General features: G+C 44.1%; 15 protein-coding genes and 1 riboswitch. Of the genes, 10 read left to right on the plus strand and 5 right to left on the minus strand.

Translation table 11 applies throughout. From position 1 onward, the window contains the following. Positions 1-218 precede the first annotated feature (218 nt). The 8 genes from ABID99_RS24355 to dinB all read left to right on the plus strand — a co-directional run bounded on the left by ABID99_RS24355 (position 219) and on the right by dinB (position 7,071). Positions 219-794, plus strand: coding sequence for a TerD family protein (locus tag ABID99_RS24355; RefSeq protein WP_090531232.1), 576 nt, complete (start codon positions 219-221; stop codon positions 792-794). Positions 795-798: 4 nt separating this feature from the next. After that, positions 799-1,464, plus strand: a complete 666-nt coding sequence (locus tag ABID99_RS24360) for a TerD family protein (protein WP_090531234.1) — start codon at positions 799-801, stop codon at positions 1,462-1,464. A gap of 132 nt (positions 1,465-1,596) precedes the next feature. After that, the gene (locus tag ABID99_RS24365) at positions 1,597-2,292 is read left to right on the plus strand and encodes an HAD family hydrolase (RefSeq protein WP_373615384.1); all 696 of its coding nucleotides are present in this window, start codon (positions 1,597-1,599) and stop codon (positions 2,290-2,292) included. Continuing rightward, positions 2,289-3,134 carry a phosphoribosyltransferase family protein gene (locus tag ABID99_RS24370; RefSeq protein ID WP_090531238.1) on the plus strand — a complete coding sequence of 282 codons (846 nt, stop codon included), beginning with the start codon at positions 2,289-2,291 and terminating at the stop codon, positions 3,132-3,134. Before ABID99_RS24365 ends, ABID99_RS24370 begins: the two co-directional genes overlap by 4 nt. Continuing rightward, positions 3,124-3,678 (plus strand): TerD family protein, encoded by a 555-nt coding sequence (locus ABID99_RS24375; protein WP_373615385.1) that lies wholly within the window; start codon positions 3,124-3,126, stop codon positions 3,676-3,678. Before ABID99_RS24370 ends, ABID99_RS24375 begins: the two co-directional genes overlap by 11 nt. Before the next feature lie 4 nt (positions 3,679-3,682). Beyond that, entirely contained in the window at positions 3,683-4,297 is a 615-nt protein-coding gene (locus ABID99_RS24380; protein ID WP_090531247.1) for a TerD family protein, read from the plus strand. 87 nt (positions 4,298-4,384) lie between these two features. Further along, positions 4,385-5,551 (plus strand): toxic anion resistance protein, encoded by a 1,167-nt coding sequence (locus tag ABID99_RS24385; protein ID WP_090531250.1) that lies wholly within the window; start codon positions 4,385-4,387, stop codon positions 5,549-5,551. A 401-nt stretch (positions 5,552-5,952) separates the two neighbouring features. Continuing rightward, positions 5,953-7,071 carry a DNA polymerase IV gene (gene dinB, locus ABID99_RS24390; RefSeq protein WP_373615931.1) on the plus strand — a complete coding sequence of 373 codons (1,119 nt, stop codon included), beginning with the start codon at positions 5,953-5,955 and terminating at the stop codon, positions 7,069-7,071. Between the two features lie 799 nt (positions 7,072-7,870). Here dinB and ABID99_RS24395 read toward each other — a convergent pair. After that, positions 7,871-9,700 carry an FAD-dependent oxidoreductase gene (locus ABID99_RS24395; RefSeq protein ID WP_373615386.1) on the minus strand — a complete coding sequence of 610 codons (1,830 nt, stop codon included), beginning with the start codon at positions 9,698-9,700 and terminating at the stop codon, positions 7,871-7,873. A gap of 129 nt (positions 9,701-9,829) precedes the next feature. Beyond that, complete coding sequence (locus tag ABID99_RS24400; RefSeq protein ID WP_373615387.1) at positions 9,830-10,819, minus strand: hypothetical protein; 990 nt, start codon at positions 10,817-10,819, stop codon at positions 9,830-9,832. A gap of 34 nt (positions 10,820-10,853) precedes the next feature. On the opposite strand from ABID99_RS24400, the gene ABID99_RS24405 reads away from it, so the two are divergent. Further along, positions 10,854-11,387 (plus strand): YfiT family bacillithiol transferase, encoded by a 534-nt coding sequence (locus ABID99_RS24405; RefSeq protein WP_373615388.1) that lies wholly within the window; start codon positions 10,854-10,856, stop codon positions 11,385-11,387. A 325-nt stretch (positions 11,388-11,712) separates the two neighbouring features. Here the strand turns inward: ABID99_RS24405 and ABID99_RS24410 are convergent, their stop codons facing one another. From ABID99_RS24410 to ABID99_RS24420, 3 genes are all read right to left on the minus strand, one after another. Next, a complete protein-coding gene (locus ABID99_RS24410; RefSeq protein ID WP_373615389.1) occupies positions 11,713-12,804 on the minus strand; it encodes an acyl-CoA dehydrogenase in 1,092 nt (363 codons plus the stop codon). A 323-nt stretch (positions 12,805-13,127) separates the two neighbouring features. Continuing rightward, positions 13,128-13,760 (minus strand): nicotinamide riboside transporter PnuC, encoded by a 633-nt coding sequence (gene pnuC, locus ABID99_RS24415; protein ID WP_373615390.1) that lies wholly within the window; start codon positions 13,758-13,760, stop codon positions 13,128-13,130. Positions 13,761-13,829: 69 nt separating this feature from the next. Beyond that, positions 13,830-16,283, minus strand: coding sequence for a TonB-dependent receptor (locus ABID99_RS24420; protein ID WP_373615391.1), 2,454 nt, complete (start codon positions 16,281-16,283; stop codon positions 13,830-13,832). A gap of 62 nt (positions 16,284-16,345) precedes the next feature. Continuing rightward, positions 16,346-16,563, minus strand: a riboswitch (TPP riboswitch). Between the two features lie 190 nt (positions 16,564-16,753). Here ABID99_RS24420 and aspS point away from each other — a divergent pair. After that, a complete protein-coding gene (gene aspS, locus ABID99_RS24425; protein ID WP_176625737.1) occupies positions 16,754-18,499 on the plus strand; it encodes an aspartate--tRNA ligase in 1,746 nt (581 codons plus the stop codon). The last annotated feature ends 5 nt before the right edge of the window (positions 18,500-18,504 follow it).

Genomic DNA, 18,504 nt, shown 5'->3' on the forward strand with positions numbered 1-18,504 from the left:
ATTGCATATTACGCAACTAAATTATCTCCCCTCTTCTGTAACAACCGCCCCCTGTCATCGTCTTATTTTTGTGTAGACAATTTTACAATATCACCTCAATAAAACATCTACCTTAGATTAAGCGTTTAATTGCCGGTTTGTCTCCGGCTCAATACCTGCAGCGCCGCGCAAAACCCAATAGGCTACACAGGTTTTACCTAAAAATAACACATACTAAAATGGCTATTAACTTACAAAAAGGGCAGAAAATTGATATCGGCCTTTCAAAAATGACAGTTGGCTTGGGCTGGAACCCAAACGAAGGTACAGGTTATGACTTCGATCTTGACGTATCGGCTATCATGATCGATGCTAACCGACTGGTACCCCAGGATGAATTTTTTGTATTCTATAATAATGTCGACTCGCCCGAGCAATCTGTACATCATACCGGCGATGACCCAACAGGCGGTAACAGCGATGGCGGCGATGATGAATCGATCACTGTTGACCTCACTAAAGTAGATGCCCGCATCCAGGAGATCCTGTTTGTGGTAACTATTCACGAAGCACAAGCCCGTCGTCAAAATTTTGGCCAGGTGCGTGACTCATACATTCGTATCTTAGATAACCAAACGGGTGCCGAAGTATGCAAGTATGAATTGGGCGAGGATTTTTCTATCGAAACAGCCATTGAGTTTGGCAGATTATACAAACGCGGTGGCGCATGGAAATTTGAAGCATCTGGTGTGGGTTACAAAGAAGACCTGGCCTTCTTTTTAAGTAAATATTTTAAAGGGCAAATAATCAAATAAGGCAATGGCTATAAATTTGGTAAAAGGTCAAACAATTGACCTGCGTAAAAATGATAAAGGCGAAAGCTTCGACCTGTCGTCAGTAACTATAGGTTTGGGCTGGGACGTTAGGAAAACCCATGGCGGCTTTTTAGGCAAACTGTTTGGCGGTGCCGAAGAGGCAGAATATGATTTGGATGCGATTGCATTTTTGCTGGACAAGAACGGTAAAGTAGCGAATCGCGGCTATGCCAAACAAACCGCTAATGGGCGTACTATCAATATGTTCGAGGGAGATGTGATTTACTTTAACTCGATGCGCCACCCTTCGGGACACATCTGGCTTACCGGCGATAATCGCACCGGGGCCGGTGAGGGCGATGACGAGCAAATCATCGTAAAGCTTGATTCACTCGATCCGAAATATGACCGCATCCTTTTCCTGGTAGCTATTTATCAGGGCCGTAAAAACAACCAGCACTTTGGCATGGTGGAGAATGCTTTCATCCGCGCGGTTGACAGCCATGGTAAAGAGATCGCTAAGTTCAGTCTCTCCGGCGATTCAACTTACAACGGCATGTGTTCGATGACCTTTGCGGAAGTATACCGCAAAGACGGCACCTGGAAATTCCGTGCCATAGGTGATCCGCATAGTACTGATAGTCTTTCGGAATTGCTTCGGAACTATTAATATAAAAACATGTCATTGCGAGGAGGAACGACGAAGCAATCGCACGTAAGCATAGCCGCTCTGTATAGCAAGCGATTGCCACGCTACGCTCGCAATGACATTTTGGTTAAGTTTAATTCTACCTAAACATAAATGTACCAACATTACTCATTTGATCTGTGGCTCACGCTGATCAAGTCAAACCCGTACTTTAAGATAGAACGCACTAAGATCTTTCACCGGGATTTTAATCCCGGCGGTAAAAACATCAACGATGTGGCAAGGGCTTTCAGACAGGTTGACCTCATGTGCAATGCCGTGAACGAACGTACTGGTAAAAACATTGACGCGGATGAAATGTACCTGATGGTGATCAGCGCAATTAATGATAACCAGTATCCGCTTGCCGATGTTAATATCGATAAGCTGTATGCCGACATGGAAACCCTGCTGTTTTACTATCTGCCGGTGCTTTACTCACCTGTAACAATTGAGGTGCTACAGCATCTAAAACAAAAAGGTGATTGCTCATTGAGTATTTTAAGTAATACCGGCTTTATAAAAGGACAAACGCTCCGCAAGGTAATGGTTAAATTGGGGCTGGATACGTTCTTTAACTTTCAGATCTATTCGGACGAGGAGGGGATGTCGAAACCAAACGGGGATTTATTTAAGCTGATGGTGCAAAAAGTTAAAGAGTGTAATAAACCAAAGCAGATAGACCGGTCAGGTATCATACATATAGGCGATAACCCGGCGGCAGATATAGCGGGGGCTAAAGATGCAGGCCTTGATAGCCTGCTCATCAATTCAAACAACTTATCCATTTTAACCTTATTAAGTTTATGAAAGCTACCTACTCATTACATCATATCAACAGCGCAACACATTTTGGTTTCGATGCCGATGATTACAGTCGCTTTAAATTTGGCGATGGCGAGGTATCCCGCTACTTCGGCACCGATCTGGCCGATGGCTTTATCAGCGAAATCTTAACTAAACAGCCAATAGAAAAACAGATCGTAGTTATATCAAGCCCATACTCATTTATTCCTACGGCTACTTTTGCAATGAAAAACCACTTTGTGTGCAGGCTTAACCGCTGGCTGGCCCATCATGGTTACCCGGTTGTACAGGAAACGAAGGTTCATCGCACCATAACTTATAAGGAAGATTATGGCGAGCTGGATGCCGAGCAAAGGATTAATTTAATAGGTAACGATTCGTTTCATATTGATAAGGATTTTCTTAAAGACAAAACCCTGCTTTTTTTAGATGACATCAAGATCACCGGCAGTCATGAGCGTATGATCATGAAAATGGTAAATGAATACGGTTTACAGAACGATATTTACATGCTGTACTTTGCCGAACTGGTGAACAAAAACATCCACCCCAATATTGAGAATTATCTTAACTATCATCATGTTAAAAACATTTACCATTTAAATGATATCATTAAGGGCACTAATTTTTGCATCAACACCCGCATAGTAAAATATATTTTAAATTACGATCACGAAAGTTTTTGCATCTTTATACAAGATCAAGGCAGCAATTTCATAAACTTGCTGTATGATATGGCTTTGGGTAATGGTTATCATACCATTGAAGCCTATACACCTAACTTAAACTTTATTAAACAAAACCTATTAATAAACAATAATAAACTAATTCAGCATGGCAATTAACTTGCAAAAAGGCCAAAGGGAAACTATTGGTGCCCCTAAATTTACGATAGGCCTTGGTTGGGATACAAACAGCTCATCAACAGGCTCGGCCTTTGACCTGGACGCTTCGGTGTTCATCATGGGCGATAATAAGAAAATACTGTCCGACGAATTTTTCGTTTTCTATAATAACTCAAAGTCTCCGGATGGCGCTGTTGAGCATACCGGCGATAACCTGACCGGTGCAGGTGACGGTGACGATGAGCAGATCATTGTTGATCTTTCAAAGATCGATCCGCGTGCTACTGAGATCTGCATTGTGGTAACCATTCATGAGGCCGAAAGCCGCCGCCAAAACTTTGGTCAGGTACGCAACTCTTTTGTCCGCATTTTTGACTCGGCTACTAACGTCGATATTTTGAAATACGAACTGGAAGAAGACTTTTCGATAGAAACCGCGGTTGAATTTGGCCGTATCTACAAAAAAGATAACAACTGGAAATTTGAAGCTGTGGGTGCCGGTATGAAAGGCGGCTTACAGGATTATTTAAACAAATACAACTAAAATTATGGCTATCAATCTTCAAAAAGGACAGCGGATCAGCCTTGAAAAAAGTAACGGCAGCAAATTACAAAATGTATGCGTTGGGATAAACTGGGGCGCGATAGAAAGAAAAGGCCTGTTTGGCTTTGGCACTACCAAAGAGGCCGTTGACCTTGATGCCAGCTGCATTTTATATGATGAAAGCAAACGTTTGGTTGATGTAATCTACTTCGGAAACCTGCGTTCAAAAGACCACGCTGTAAGGCACAGCGGTGATGACCTAACCGGCGATATGGCCGGCAACGACGGCCTGGACAATGAAGTGATCACCGTTGATTTTGCTACGCTGAGCCCAACCATAAGCTATGTAGCCTTTGTGTTAAACAGCTTCCGTGGCCAGGACTTCGGCACTATACCGTTTGCCTCTATCCGTATTTATGAAGGTACGCCAACCCGTGTTAACGAAATCTTCGCTACTTATGATATTGCGCACAGCAAGGATTTTGCAGGCCATGTATCTATGGTGATGGGCGTGTTTTACAAAAAGAACGGCGAGTGGAAATTTAATGCCATCGGCGAACCAACCCGCGACCGTAAATTGGAAGAAACAGTGAAAACTGTAACCGCAACCTACTTGTAAAAGTTTAATTCATTGATCTTAAGTATTAAGCCGGGTGGCGCTTAAGATCAGCTAATTAAGTACTACTAAATCATTAATAATAAGATTATGGAAAGTGCACCAAACAATGATGAACTAAATCTAAATATACCACCGCTGATCACTCCAACCAATCTGGATCTTCCGGCGGCAGCCGCACCAACCGGCAATGTGCCGATGAAGGTGGATAAACAAGGTAATGTCAACCTTGACGCTATACCAAACCAGGACCTGCAAAAGTACGGTGAAATGGGGAAAGATATCAATCCAGCCGATGTTAACTCGATACTGAACTATGGTGTTGAGGTACAAAACTCCATGGAGAAATACAGCAACAACTTTCTTACTTCAGTACGCACCTATAACTCTGGCGAGGTAGGCGGGCTGATTAACGAGTTACTTACCGAGCTTAATTATATTGACGTTGACGAGCTGAACCAAAACGCATTCACCTCATTTATATCACATATCCCCTTCATGAAAAAGCTGGTGGTTGATACCAAAAAGCTTTTCCAGAAATACGATACCGTGGTTAATAACATCGATAAGATCACCAATAAGATCAAGGCAGGCCGCGTTAATTCGTTAAAGGATAACAGCTCGCTGCAAACCATGTTTGACAGCAACGTTACTTATATCAAGCAAATGGAAGACCTGATCATCGCCGGGCAGCTCAAATACAATGAGCTTAACGAAAAACTGGCTGTGATGGACGGTAACCCGACAGGCTACCAGGACTATGAAATTGCCGATCTGCGCGATTTTGTGAACCGCCTTGATAAACGCCTTGCCGACCTGAAGGTAGTTCGCTTTATTATGCTGCAATCCCTGGCGCAGATCCGTGTGGTGCAGAACAACAATACCACCATTGCCGAAAAGGCGCAATCTATCGTATCAACCACTATCCCGGTTTGGAAAAACCAGCTCACCATAGCTGTTGCCCTCAACCGTCAGAAAGAGAATGTGGAGATGCAGAAAAAGATCTCGGATACCACCAATACCATTTTACAAAAGAATGCCGAAATGCTGAAACAAAACAGTATTGATGTAGCCCGCGAAAATGAAAAAACGGTAGTATCGTTAGATACACTGAAAAAGACCACTTCATCTCTTATTGAAACCCTTACTGAGGTAAAACGGATCCACGATGAAGGCACGGCCAATCGCCGCACGTTAAATACCGAGCTTCAAAACCTGGAAACAGAACTGAAGAAAACGGTAACGAGTGTGAGTTAAGGCCCACCCAACTCCCTTCCGGGCATAACCGTCAATTTAAGCGAAAGCAATAAAAATGAGTTTGTTTTTTTGAGATTGAGGGCAGAACGTAGTTTGCCCGTAAAGGCAAACTTTATGTATTTTTGCTCTCATAGTTTTATTTCTATTTTTTTGAAAGGCAGACCGGTGAAGGGTTCTGCCTTTCTTTTTGCTTAAACCTAAAGACAAACATTTAATCTATTGATTATCAATAATTATTATAACTTTCTTTGTTTTGGGCCGTCCTTTTTTCTGCTCTTTAAGCAGTTTATAAAATGGAAGCTGTTCGAGCATATCCAGCCACTTTCTGCTCAATCCCCACAATTGCAGCCTTAGCTCAATTGCAGCAAACCTGCAACCCGCCTATATTTGTTCTTATCACCATGACCGAGCAATCACCCAATACCCATCGTAAAATTATCCATATTGATATGGATGCGTTTTACGCGTCGGTTGAGCAGCGGGATTTTCCGGAATACCGGGGTAAACCTTTGGTGGTGGGCGGTTTGCCCGAAGGCCGGGGAGGTGTAGTGGCTACCGCCAGTTACGAGGCCCGAAAATTTGGCATCCGGTCGGCCATGTCATCGAAAAAGGCATTGCAACTGTGTCCGCATGCTTTGTTTGTACGCCCAAGGTTTAACGTTTACCGCGAGGTGTCACAGCATATCAGGGAAATATTTAGCCGTTATACCGACCTGATAGAACCGCTCTCTTTAGATGAAGCTTTCCTGGATGTAACCAACGATAAGCAGGACATCGGCTCGGCCATTGAAATAGCCAAACTTATCAAACAGGCTATTAAAGACGAACTGCAGCTCACCGCATCGGCAGGAGTGTCTATCAATAAATTTGTAGCCAAAATAGCATCTGACATCAATAAGCCCGATGGCCTGAAGTTTATCGGACCATCAAGCATCGAAAATTTTATGGAGCAGCTGCCCGTCGAAAAATTCTTTGGTGTAGGCAAGGTAACCGCTCAAAAAATGAAACAGATGGGCCTGCATACCGGGGCCGACCTGAAACGACTGGAAGAAAGTGACCTTATAAAACACTTTGGCAAGGTTGGCAAATTTTACTATCAGATAGTGCGCGGTATTGATAACCGCGAAGTGCAACCCCACCGCGAAACCAAATCACTGGGCGCCGAAGATACTTTCGCTTATGACCTGACAACTCTTGAGGAAATGGAGGCTGAACTGGATAAAATAGCGGTCACCGTACATAACCGGCTGCTTAAATATGAATTGAAAGGCCGCACCATTACCCTCAAGGTAAAATACCACGATTTTAAACAGATCACCCGCAATCAATCCTTCCCCACACCGGTAAACGATCTGGAAACAATCAGTCATACGGCCAAACAATTGATGGCTGCCACAGGTGTTGATGATGTAAAAGTGCGGCTGTTGGGCATTTCGCTTTCAAACTTTGGCGAATTGCCGGTTAAGCAGCGGGATGATAAGGAGCTTGGGCCGGGGGATCAGTTGGAATTGGAGTTATAAAAACTTGGTTATGCAGGGGCATGTTAACGATTGCCGAGACAGGTTTATCATTACCTGTTTTTTGTCATGAGTAGCGTTTAAATCCGGTGGGCTCTCAAAGCGAAATGACAAAGAGGGCCTGTCACCCTGAGCCTGTCGAAGGGTCGCGCACAGAGGCCCAGCCCGCTATGCTTCGACAGGCTACCCATGACATAATAAATAAAGAATGTTCCCGTCAGCAGGTAAGCTTCGGATGAAAGCGGGCAGAACAATGGTGGCCTTGAGCGCTGGAAGGGGCATAGCAAGTTTTTGCAGAAGCATTGGGAAAGCGCGAGCGTAGCGGGCAAAATAATTGCAGCCCGTGGTTCTGCCCGTTTTGCAGGGCAAAGGCCGGCGCGACGGGTTGTGGAGTGGGTGAGCGCAAAGAAGCCTATCTGCTGACTTGACTTTTTGGATACTTTTGTGTCAAGACAAAAGTATCTGGCCCCGCGCGGCCAAGAGCGCGACGATGTAAGTTCAATACCACTAAGCACCTTGTCTGCCTATAAGAGATTGCTTCGTAACTCAGCAATGACGTGGAGGAGATGTCATTGCTCCTTCAGAATCCAACGGATTTAAATCACTCAGCATGACACCCGTTTTTAATCATGTCACCCCCACTGCCCGAAGTCTTTGACTTTGGACCATTATATTTGTAGTTTGTAACTACAGGAAATGTTTTGGGTTCTGTCGTCTCAGACTACAGGCATACTTAATTCGAAGTCAGAGACTTCGAACAGCACTTCTCTTTTTAGGTCAAAATGATATTTTTAAATGATCGTCAATTCACCATCCTCCCCGTAATATCCACCGACCGCGCAAAAGGATTAAAAAACCTGTTGGCCAGTATAGCAAATTCACGACGGGTTACCGGCCGTTTCATATCAAAAGCAGAACTGAATTTATATTGATCTTTCCAGGCCTTTTGCATGGCAATCTCCAAAGTATGCGGATCGGTTAGCGTAGTTTCGCTGATAAACGATAATAGGTTTCCTACCGTGAACACCGGGCCGGGCTTCTCTTTATTAAACCATAAAAAGCCCCGGGTATAAATCTCTTCCAGCGTTGGTTTGATTTCGGCTGTGGCAACTAAGGAATCAGGCTGAAATAACAAACGCGCGGTATTGCCATCTGCTTTTTGTACACCTTTTAATAACCCTGAAGCTCCTATCTGTTGCATGGCCCGGAAATACGGGTCGGTTGGTTTAATATCGGCAAAGGGCATGATCCAGGCTTTAAAGTCGAGCAGTTCCCCCTGGATTATCCGCACATTTAAGTTTTGCGTAGTGGTTTTAAAAAAGGCGCAATAGGCTGCGGTTGCACCGGCACCCTGTCCAAGGGCCATTTGTACGGATGGGTACATGGTACTGGCATTTACCAGGTGTGTTACCGACATGGCTTTTTCCGTTACCAGTAAATTATCCAGATCTTTCAATACGATAGCTCCTAACGGCACTCCATAAGCAGGGAAAGGCGGGTAAATAACTTTCGGAGCATTGGCATCTGTATAATGCTGCCCCGGCGAGGCATCGCCAACGGCAATGGCTGTACGGTAAAGTTTTGATTCGCGGTCGTAAGGTTTGTACACATCATCCAGCATCATCCTCACCAAACCTTTTGTCGCGCGACCTGCCTCGCGCAAATATGGAAGATATGGCAAATGATCGGGGGTAGTAAAGTCTTCGTCCAAACCGAGGTTTTTGTAGCCCAGTTCGGTTTGCAGATAGTAGATCAATCCTAAAGTATGCAAGCGTGCTTTGGCATAAAAAGCTTCCCGGTTTTCCGGCTTTAAATTATCAGGGGCAACTGGGAACTGGTTTCCGCATTCGGCCCATTTGATCATGTATTTATCATTGGGCAGCCTGCCATCATCAAGCATTTTTTTAATATTCTTACCCTTAAGGCAAGTGTACGCCGCGGCATCATAGCCTTCGGGCCTGGCAATGGTCTTATCTGTCGCGGCACCAAAATCTTTCAAAATAACAATCCAGCTAAGGTCCTGCAACTGTGCCGATTCATTATCAGGCGCCAGGGCTTCGTTAGTTTGCTTTTTAGCCTCAAAACCATAAACGTAGGTTTCGCCTGCTTTGGCGGCCACATCACCGGTTTCCGTAGCATCAATAACTACTTTAGCTTTTACGGTAGCGGTTTTCCCGTCGAGGGTGATAGTTACATCCCAACCGGTGCCATCTTTTTTAATGCCTGTAAATGGGGTATTTAGTTTTACAGTGAGGTTTTTTACCGTATCGGTTATTTTTTTGAGGATAGCGGCCCCGGTATATGGTTCAAATCTTAGCGTAGCATTGTAAGCAGTATCATAACCCGGGGTTTTGCTATAAAAATCCCGCACCCTGCGCCTGAACTCGCCCCAGATGCCTGTTGGTAAATTGCGGTTACCTTCAACTATGCTCATCCCGCCAGCTGTAATGCTGCCGCCAAGCCAGGGGCCTTGTTCAACCAGCATGGTTTTTAGTTTGCTTCGTGCACCCTGTATGGCGGCGGCTGTTCCGCTTGCGCTTCCGCCTACAACTAATATATCGGTTTTAATGGTTTGCGCAAAGGATAGCGTACAGTTAAAAACTAAAAGTACCGCCAGTAACTTTTTTATCATTAGTTAAATTAACAATCTACAGAACGCTAAAATAGGTCAAAAGCTTGTGGTAGTTTAAAATTAATTAGCACACCTAATAAAATAATATAATAAGCGCCCGTGAAATAAATTTCCTTTTAGCTGGAAAGGTTATTTTTCGTAGACAATATTTTTTAAAAAAACAGATGATCTTTCCCCATTTGTCAATTCAACTTGAACATAGGTATTAGTTACACTACCCCATTGATAACCAACATATTCAAGATTGTTACCGCTTAAGCCCGACACGTTAAAAACATTTCTCTTATATTCAGGAAAAGTGGGGTCATTCCTTTTATAATATGCATGAGCTACACGACCGAGATATTCAGCGTTACCTGTTAAGTTATAATGGTATGCAAATTGCTCTCCACGCCCCCTATATGAATCATTACTATCAATTTTAACCTTTAGCTCTAAGTGTTCCAAAATTTGGTTCGCATTAAGTTCGTCTACACGTATTTGAACCGGATTATTTGAAGGCGCTTGTGAAGTATTTCCCCCTGTAGATACAGTTGGCGGAATAATTAATACGTTAGTGGGTACCTGAATTGTTGTTTGATTGGGGTTTTTATTAGGTTGTGGTAACCTTTTAGGTTTCAAAGCCAAACCAGTGATCGGATTTGAAAGAGAGCTGCCTATATCAAAAGTAAAAGTGGTGTCTTTTCTTATAATGAAATTTTCGCTGTGCGGAGCATTTCCGTATACAAATGTTAACGAATCAATACCGGCTTTTAGTTTGAATATTACAGTGCCATTATCGCGAGAGTTATAAGGCTTACTATCAACAAAAACTGTAACATTCCGTAAAAGCTCGTTTGGGCCATTTTTTAATATAACAGTACAAGTATATTCCTTATTTCTGTTAAAAACAGCAAGTATTTCATCTCCAAAAAACTTTATGATGCCACTAGTTAATAGTAGAGTTACAACAATCGGAATTATAACGTTTGTTATCCAAGGACTGCTACTTTTACCTCCATTTACAGAGTTGGGAGCTTGCGTATTGTTGTTTCCAGAGTTTGCCGGAGGTGAGGTTTCATCAGCCATAATATTGTTGATAAGAAAAATAGGTTCATAAAAATAAAAAACCTTATTCAAAAATTATTATTTTACCATTATTTTTTTAAAATCCATGACAGACGAACAAATGAAATACCCTATTGGGAAGTTTGCGCCCCCGGCTTCATACACTACCGAAGATATGCGCGGCTGGATTGAAGATATTGCTACCCTGCCGGGGAAGCTGCGTCATGCAATTGCCGGCCTTAATTACCAGGAACTGGATACGCCATACCGCACCGGCGGCTGGACACTGCGCCAGGTGATTCACCATTTGGCCGATAGCCACATGAATTCCATTACCCGCTTTAAGCTTGCCCTTACCGAAAATAACCCAACCATAAAGCCATATGAAGAGGCCGACTGGGCATTGCTGCCAGATTACCGCCTGCCGGTTGAACCTTCATTAAAAATGCTGGAAGGCATCCATCAGCATTTTGTAGCCCTGTTTGAAAGTTTCACCGAAAACGAATGGGCACGCACATTTGTTCACCCGGCCTCGGGCGAAACGATATCGCTGAAAAAAGGACTGGCCCTGTACGCATGGCACAGCAACCACCATTTGGCACATGTAACCGAAACGGTGAAGAAGTTTGCGAAGGTTTGATTTGAGGTGAAAGGATAAAGGTAAAAGGCGAAAGGTGTGTTTTACCGGGATAAAGTTTATGTTCCCTCAGGGTCTCTCTGCGAGAGGCTCTGAAGGGACGTTATGACGTAAATGTAAGTTATTGATTATCGGATGCGTTTTTTAATTGATTTATAAATATGGGCGTTGCCTGCGGCCCGGGCTGTACGCTCATACTGCACAAGGCCTTAGCCACAGGCCGGTATCCGCTCCCATCCCTAACGCAGCTCCATGCACCATCTTTAAATAAATTTCAAACTTCATTCCGATTTTTTACGGGGTTACGAACGAGCTAACTGAATATCTTTTAATCAATCGATTCAAAGGTTAACAGCGAATGCTGACCTGCGGTATGCAGGTCCCGCCATACCTGGTTAATTTCTGTATCCGGGTTGGCGGCAGATAAACCACAGTAGGGATAAAGCTTATCCACACTTTCGCGCGAAACTTTGGCCAGCTTCCGGCTCATTAAACTTACTTCCTGTAAGCAGTTATTATCGGCCGATTCAAAGTTGTTCCAGGAGTTATCAACAGTATTATAAAACGCTGCCCGGGTTTCATTCATCAATGCAGTTTGTTCGGTCAATAATTGTTGAATGTATACCTTTTGAGGTTCGGTTAAACGCGGGCTATTCATCCGTTCATCAAAGGCCGGTCCGCACAGGTCAAGAAAATGAACAGCTAATCCCGAAAGGTTAGCAGCCAGCGTTGCTTCGGCTAATTGCAGAAAGGGATAGCGATATAAAGGTTCGTTTACAACCGTATACTGCGGGTCGATCTTAAAACAACGATTTTTATCAACGTACAGGTCTTTTACTTCATAGGCATCACTTCCGGTAGCCATCATGCCAACATATTTCCAGGCCGGAAAAATACTAACATCTTTTTTGTCGAAAACAAAAGGAAGTATCAGCGGTTCGCCCTCATCATTCAAAACAGTGTCATCGCCTTTTTTAATGATGCAATTTGCAGTGATATGTGTGGCATGATGTGCACCGCTGGCATATTTCCAGGTACCGTTGATCATATAGCCATCACCACTGATGGTAGCTGTACCTGTTGATGCGCCGCTACCTGCCAGGCACAATTGCGGATTGGTCATGATCTCTGCAGCTAAAGCCGGATCCAGAAATCCACCAAACCAACCTGCACCGGCACAAAGGGTCACAACCCAACCCAAACTGCCATTGGCCCAGGCCAGGCTTTCTTCCAGCCGTACCATTTGCGGCAACGCCAATTGCAAACCGGAATAAACTTGCGGCACTAAAAATTTAAACCAGCCCTGCTCATAAATAAGCGCCAGCTGATCAGGCTGCAGCTTGCCGGCCTGCTCAGCTGCAGGAGCATCTTTCCGGATGATATCAACCCATTCGGGTTTTAAATTTTGTGATGGATGCATTTTTTATTTAGCTTAAAGCTGAAAGCAAAAGGCTTAAAGCGTAACAGACAATACTCAATTTACCATCAGGATAACAAAAGATACTGACAGTATTTTGTCAGTGTTCAATTTTTGAAAAACGGGTGTTCAATGTTTCGGCTCCTTAAAAACACAAAGCGCTGATTACCAGAACCAAGGTGTTCAATTTGATTAAAATTGAATTTCAACAAATTCGTAAAGCATTGGTTATCAGCCATGTTGATTTTTCAAAAAACGCCGGGTGTTTACACTTTTTAAAATTGAACACCTGGTACAACCTGGCCATTGAACATTCTTCCTGACCTCTAATCTCCAACCACCAACCGCTCTGCCTCTACCTGTTTCTTCCATTCAAAATAGCCCCATATCGCTATAATAAACAGGAAGATGGTGAGCATGGCAAACATAGGCAGCTTTTTGTAAAACAGAAGCGGCACCGCGAAGAAGTTGGAAATGTTCAAAAAAATCCAATTCTCCATTTTACGGCGTGCCAGCAACCACATACCTGCCCAGGCGGTAGAGGATACCAAAGCATCCCAGCCGGGCACGTTTGACGGTGTAAAATACTTAGCAGGTAGGTTTTTGATCATGTAATAAAATACCACCCAACCCACAATGCTGATCGCCAAACTTATTATCCATTCATTTTTGGTGGAGTAGGTAATTTTTACCGGAGGCTCGTTCCGTTTCTTTACCCAGTAGATCCAACCATAAACGCTCATTACAATGTAGTAGCCGTTCAGTACCGATTCGGCATACAAATGAACTTCCATCAGCAGAAATATCGAGATGGCCGTACCCAATATTCCTGCCGGGTACAACAATATGCTATTTACGCGGGCCAGCAACACCTCGGTAACACCCAGCGCAACGGCAAGCCATTGCAGCCAGGTGGTTTCCTTTATTTGTTCAATGAACAGGTCGAGCCAATGATTCATATCCTAATCCTCAATTCGTGAAATTCGATCCAATTCGTAAAATTTGCGTCGATATAAAATTACGGCCCATTAAAATCCCAGACTCAACGATGCCATAAAGTTCCGCGGGGCCTGCGGGAAGTAATAGTTATAGTTAATTACATGCCCACCTTCAATATCCGGGTAGGTAGCACCATTGTTTTCATACTTCTCGCTGAAGATATTATTAACCTGCAGACCAACAGTTATGTTTTTAACCGAGCGAACACTGAAGCTGTACCTCAGCCTCACATCGTTCACAAAAAAGCTGTTCAGCAAACGGTTGGCGGCATAAGGATTAGCGGCATTATCGGGTGCTATGCCAAAACCTTCGGGATTACGGTTCATGGTATTATCTAAATATTGCTTACCCACATATTTGCTGATGAAGGCAATTTCTCCGCCTTTAACAGGACTGTAACTGATTACGCTTGAACCTGTGAAAGACGGCGAATAGGCAATATCTGTTTTGGCAAAAGTTTCTTCAACCAGCGAGCCATCGTCATAATTAGAGAAAAACTGGTGATAGTTTTTAATCTTGTTAGTACTGAGCGTTGCGGTAGCGCTCCAGTTTAACTGATCAGTGATTTTCACTTTTCCGCTGAATTCCAAACCCGCGCGGTAGCTGTCCTTTACGTTGGTACGCACCGGGCTGCCTACATCATTCAATGAGCCGGTTAATACCAGTTGATTTTTATATAGCATGTAGAAACCATTCAACTCCCCGCTAAAAACAGGTGAGCTGAAGCGGTAGCCGGCCTCAAAATCTTTCAGGTTTTCTGGTTTCGGCCGGTTTTGCGGAGGCGAGTCGACATAATCATCGCGGTTGGGCTCATGGTTGCCCACCGCAAAGGAGGCATACACATTACTGTGCTCATTAAACTGGTAAGTAACACCTGCTTTAGGGTTAAAGAAGTTTAACTGCGCTGTTTGCTGCGCATTGTTAAGGTTTTTGTCGATACCGAAGAACGAATAATTAATGTGGCGGTATTGCATATCGGCATACAACAAAAATTTATCTACATGCCATTCGGCACGGCCAAAAATGTTAAAATCTTTCTTTTTGGCATCATCCCGATAGTATTGATAGTTAGGACCAACGCCTATACTTTCTTCGGCAGAAATAATATTACCATAATGCGCACCTTTATATTCGTTATAGGCGCCGCCAAGGTTGAAGTTCAATTTGGTAGTAGGCTGATATTTTAAGGCATAAGTAACACCATAAAAATCATTATTAAGCCACAGCCTGCGAACAAGATTAGTGGTTGAAATGGTATCGGTACCATAAATAACAGGTGATAAACCATAATTACTCACAGCATCTCCTTTCCTGTACTCTTCGTAATAACCTTCGCCATGAGTGTAATGCAGGGCCCCGCTGAACGACAGTTTATCCGAAAACTTTTTATCGTACAGTAACTGGTAATGGTTTTGCAGGTAATCGTCAACCTGGTCTTTATAAAAGGTTCCGTTACCCATATCTCCCAGTTCGTTATAAGTACGGTTATCCGGGCGGGTATCATCGCCTATTACATAATCGGCTACGCCGTTCCAGGCCTGGTAGGTACGTTCATGGCCCGAGAACACGTTTAATCTTAAAGTACTGTTATCACCATAATAAGCACCGCTTACAAAAAATGATTTCAGACGGGATGATGCACGGGCGATATACCCGTCGGAACGGATGCGCGATAACCTCCCGTCGATACTGAACCTGCCGCCAAGCAGACCAGTCCCTACGCTTACGGTGTTTTTTAATGAACCGTATGAACCTGCCGAGTTATCGAGCTGAGCATAAGCGGTATCCCTGCGAGTAGCGGTTTGTACATTGATACTACCGCCAAAGGCACCTGCTCCATTGGTTGAGGTACCCACACCACGCTGGATTTGCAGGGTGTTGATAGATGATGCAAAATCGGGCAGATCGACAAAGTATGCGCCCTGGCTTTCAGCATCATTTAAAGGGATGCCGTTAACCGTTACGTTAATGCGCGATGCGTCTGATCCGCGGATGCGGATCCCTGTGTAACCTATACCTGTACCTGCATCCGAGTTGATCACTACCGATGGCGTTTGGTTAAGCAGGTAAGGCAAGTCCTGGCCAAAGTTGTTTTTTTCGAGATCTTTTTTGCTGAGGTTAGTGAATGTTGTAGGTGAGTTTTTACCTGCACGGGTAGCGGTTACAGTAACCTCATCGGCAGTAAATGTACTGCCGCCCAATAAAAAGTTAATTGATTGATTAGCAGCAAGCGTAACACTTTTGGTTAAAGGTTGATAGCCGATATAGCTTGCTTTAACGGCATAATTGCCTTTTTTCAGATCGTTAAAACTATACTTACCTGCAGCGTCGGTAACGGTGCTTTGCTGAGGGTTTGAAATAGTAATAGTTGCGCCGGCCAATGCTTCGCCGGATTGATTGGTCACTTTCCCCGAAATGGAAAGCTGGGCCGATGCCATAACAGGCAACAACAGGGCCATAACAGCCACAAATAAATTTTTCAAAATGTTGTAAAACAAAAATTGAGTTAAACCATCTGCGCGCCAGGGTAACGCGGCAGTACACTTAACTTATTTACCTTTATCCCTCCGCCGGCATTATCCGGATCAGGTGTGGGGGGAAGTCGTGAGCCGGAAGTCGTTAGTCCAAAGTCGCTTTGACTTAAGGCTTAAAACTTAGTACTTATTGACTTACTCCCTGGGTATGATCTCAGCCCGTCTTTCAGTTTGGTAAACAATCTGCAGTTTGTTTTGCAACCAAAGCAAGGCACCCCTTGAGAATTATTGAGGCAAAGATAGGATTTAAGTCCGAAAGTCAATGGTCAGGAAGTCCGAAAGCTGAATATCTGCACTCAAAAGCCAGTAAGCCTATAGATTATGCAGAAAGAATACTGTTACTTTCGGACTTTCCGACTTTCGGACTTCCAGACTTCCAACTAAAACCCTACTTTTGCAGACTTTTATAAAACATTGTTATGCTTAGAACTCATACCTGCGGCGAATTAAATATCAGCCATTTAGGCCAAACCGTTACTTTATGCGGTTGGGTACAAAAATCGCGCGATTTGGGCGGTACCACTTTTATCGACGTGCGCGACCGTTATGGTTTAACCCAATTGATATTTAACACAGATACAGATGCTACCCTGCGCGAAAAAAGCCGCGGGCTTGGTCGTGAGTTTGTGATCAAAGTTACCGGTGATGTAATTGAACGTGCCAGCAAGAACACCAAAATCCCAACCGGCGAAATTGAAATTGCCGTTACTGATATTGAAGTGCTTAATGCTGCCAAGCTGCCGCCGTTCCTGATTGAGGACGAAACCGATGGCGGCGAGGAACTGCGTGCCAAATATCGCTACCTCGACCTGCGCCGTAACCCTATCCGCAACAACCTGGTACTTCGCCATAAGATGGCGCAGGAAGTGCGTAAATATTTAGATAAGCTTGATTTCATCGAAGTTGAAACCCCGGTACTGATCAAATCGACTCCAGAAGGCGCGCGTGACTTTGTAGTGCCAAGCCGCATGAACGCAGGTGAATTTTACGCCCTCCCGCAATCGCCCCAAACTTTTAAGCAATTATTGATGGTAAGCGGCTTTGACCGTTATTTCCAGATCGTAAAATGTTTCAGGGATGAGGACTTACGTGCCGACCGCCAGCCAGAGTTTACCCAGATCGACTGCGAGCTTTCGTTTGTGAGCCAGGAAGATATCCTGAATATTTTTGAAGGCCTTACACGTCACCTGTTCAAAACTGTAAAGGGTATTGATTTGGTTGAACTGCCGCGCATGTTGTATTCAGATGCTATGCGTTTATACGGATCTGACAAACCCGACCTACGTTTTGGGATGGAGTTTGTTGATCTGAATGATATTGTTAAAGGCAAAGGATTTAGCATTTTTGACAATGCAGAACTGGTTGTTGGCATCAACGCCAAAGGCTGCGCAGGTTATACCCGTAAACAGGTTGATGAGCTTACCGAGTGGTTAAAACGCCCGCAAATTGGTGTAACCGGCATGATCTATTGCCGTTACAATGAGGATGGCACCCTGAAGTCATCGGTTGATAAATTTTATAGTGAAGATGAGCTGACCAACTGGGCTGCTGCTTTCAATGCCGAAAAAGGCGATTTGATGCTGATCCTGGCCGGTGGCGCTGATAAGGTGCGTAAACAACTGAACGAACTGCGTTTAGAAATGGGTAACCGTTTAGGCCTTCGCGATAAAAATACTTTTGCGCCGCTATGGGTTGTTGACTTCCCGTTGCTGGAGTGGGACGAAGAAAGTGGCCGTTATCATGCTATGCACCATCCGTTCACCTCGCCAAAACCCGAAGACATTGCCATGCTGGATACCGAACCGGGAGCTGTACGTGCCAATGCTTATGATTTGGTGATCAACGGTACCGAAATTGGTGGTGGCTCTATCCGGATCCATGACCGCGGCTTGCAATCATTGATGTTCAAGCACCTTGGTTTCTCGCCGGAGGAAGCACAGAAACAGTTTGGCTTTTTGATGGATGCTTTTGAATATGGAGCACCTCCGCATGGTGGTATCGCGTTTGGTTTCGATCGTTTGGCATCGATATTTGCAGGTTTGGATTCAATTCGCGATGTGATCGCATTTCCTAAAAATAATTCGGGCCGCGATGTGATGATCGATTCACCATCAACCATTGCCGAAGCACAAATGACCGAACTAAAAATAAAAACAACGGTTTAATCAAC

Source organism: Mucilaginibacter sp. OAE612, from assembly GCF_041806395.1.
Classification (GTDB): domain Bacteria; phylum Bacteroidota; class Bacteroidia; order Sphingobacteriales; family Sphingobacteriaceae; genus Mucilaginibacter; species Mucilaginibacter rubeus.

Bases quoted from the DNA above. Each gene is read 5' to 3' on its own strand.
- ABID99_RS24355 (WP_090531232.1), top strand. From the start codon at position 219: ATGGCTATTAACTTACAAAAAGGGCAGAAAATTGATATCGGCCTTTCA.
- ABID99_RS24360 (WP_090531234.1), top strand. From the start codon at position 799: ATGGCTATAAATTTGGTAAAAGGTCAAACAATTGACCTGCGTAAAAAT.
- ABID99_RS24365 (WP_373615384.1), top strand. From the start codon at position 1,597: ATGTACCAACATTACTCATTTGATCTGTGGCTCACGCTGATCAAGTCA.
- ABID99_RS24370 (WP_090531238.1), top strand. From the start codon at position 2,289: ATGAAAGCTACCTACTCATTACATCATATCAACAGCGCAACACATTTT.
- ABID99_RS24375 (WP_373615385.1), top strand. From the start codon at position 3,124: ATGGCAATTAACTTGCAAAAAGGCCAAAGGGAAACTATTGGTGCCCCT.
- ABID99_RS24380 (WP_090531247.1), top strand. From the start codon at position 3,683: ATGGCTATCAATCTTCAAAAAGGACAGCGGATCAGCCTTGAAAAAAGT.
- ABID99_RS24385 (WP_090531250.1), top strand. From the start codon at position 4,385: ATGGAAAGTGCACCAAACAATGATGAACTAAATCTAAATATACCACCG.
- dinB (WP_373615931.1), top strand. From the start codon at position 5,953: ATGACCGAGCAATCACCCAATACCCATCGTAAAATTATCCATATTGAT.
- ABID99_RS24395 (WP_373615386.1), bottom strand. From the start codon at position 9,700: ATGATAAAAAAGTTACTGGCGGTACTTTTAGTTTTTAACTGTACGCTA.
- ABID99_RS24405 (WP_373615388.1), top strand. From the start codon at position 10,854: ATGACAGACGAACAAATGAAATACCCTATTGGGAAGTTTGCGCCCCCG.
- ABID99_RS24410 (WP_373615389.1), bottom strand. From the start codon at position 12,804: ATGCATCCATCACAAAATTTAAAACCCGAATGGGTTGATATCATCCGG.
- pnuC (WP_373615390.1), bottom strand. From the start codon at position 13,760: ATGAATCATTGGCTCGACCTGTTCATTGAACAAATAAAGGAAACCACC.
- aspS (WP_176625737.1), top strand. From the start codon at position 16,754: ATGCTTAGAACTCATACCTGCGGCGAATTAAATATCAGCCATTTAGGC.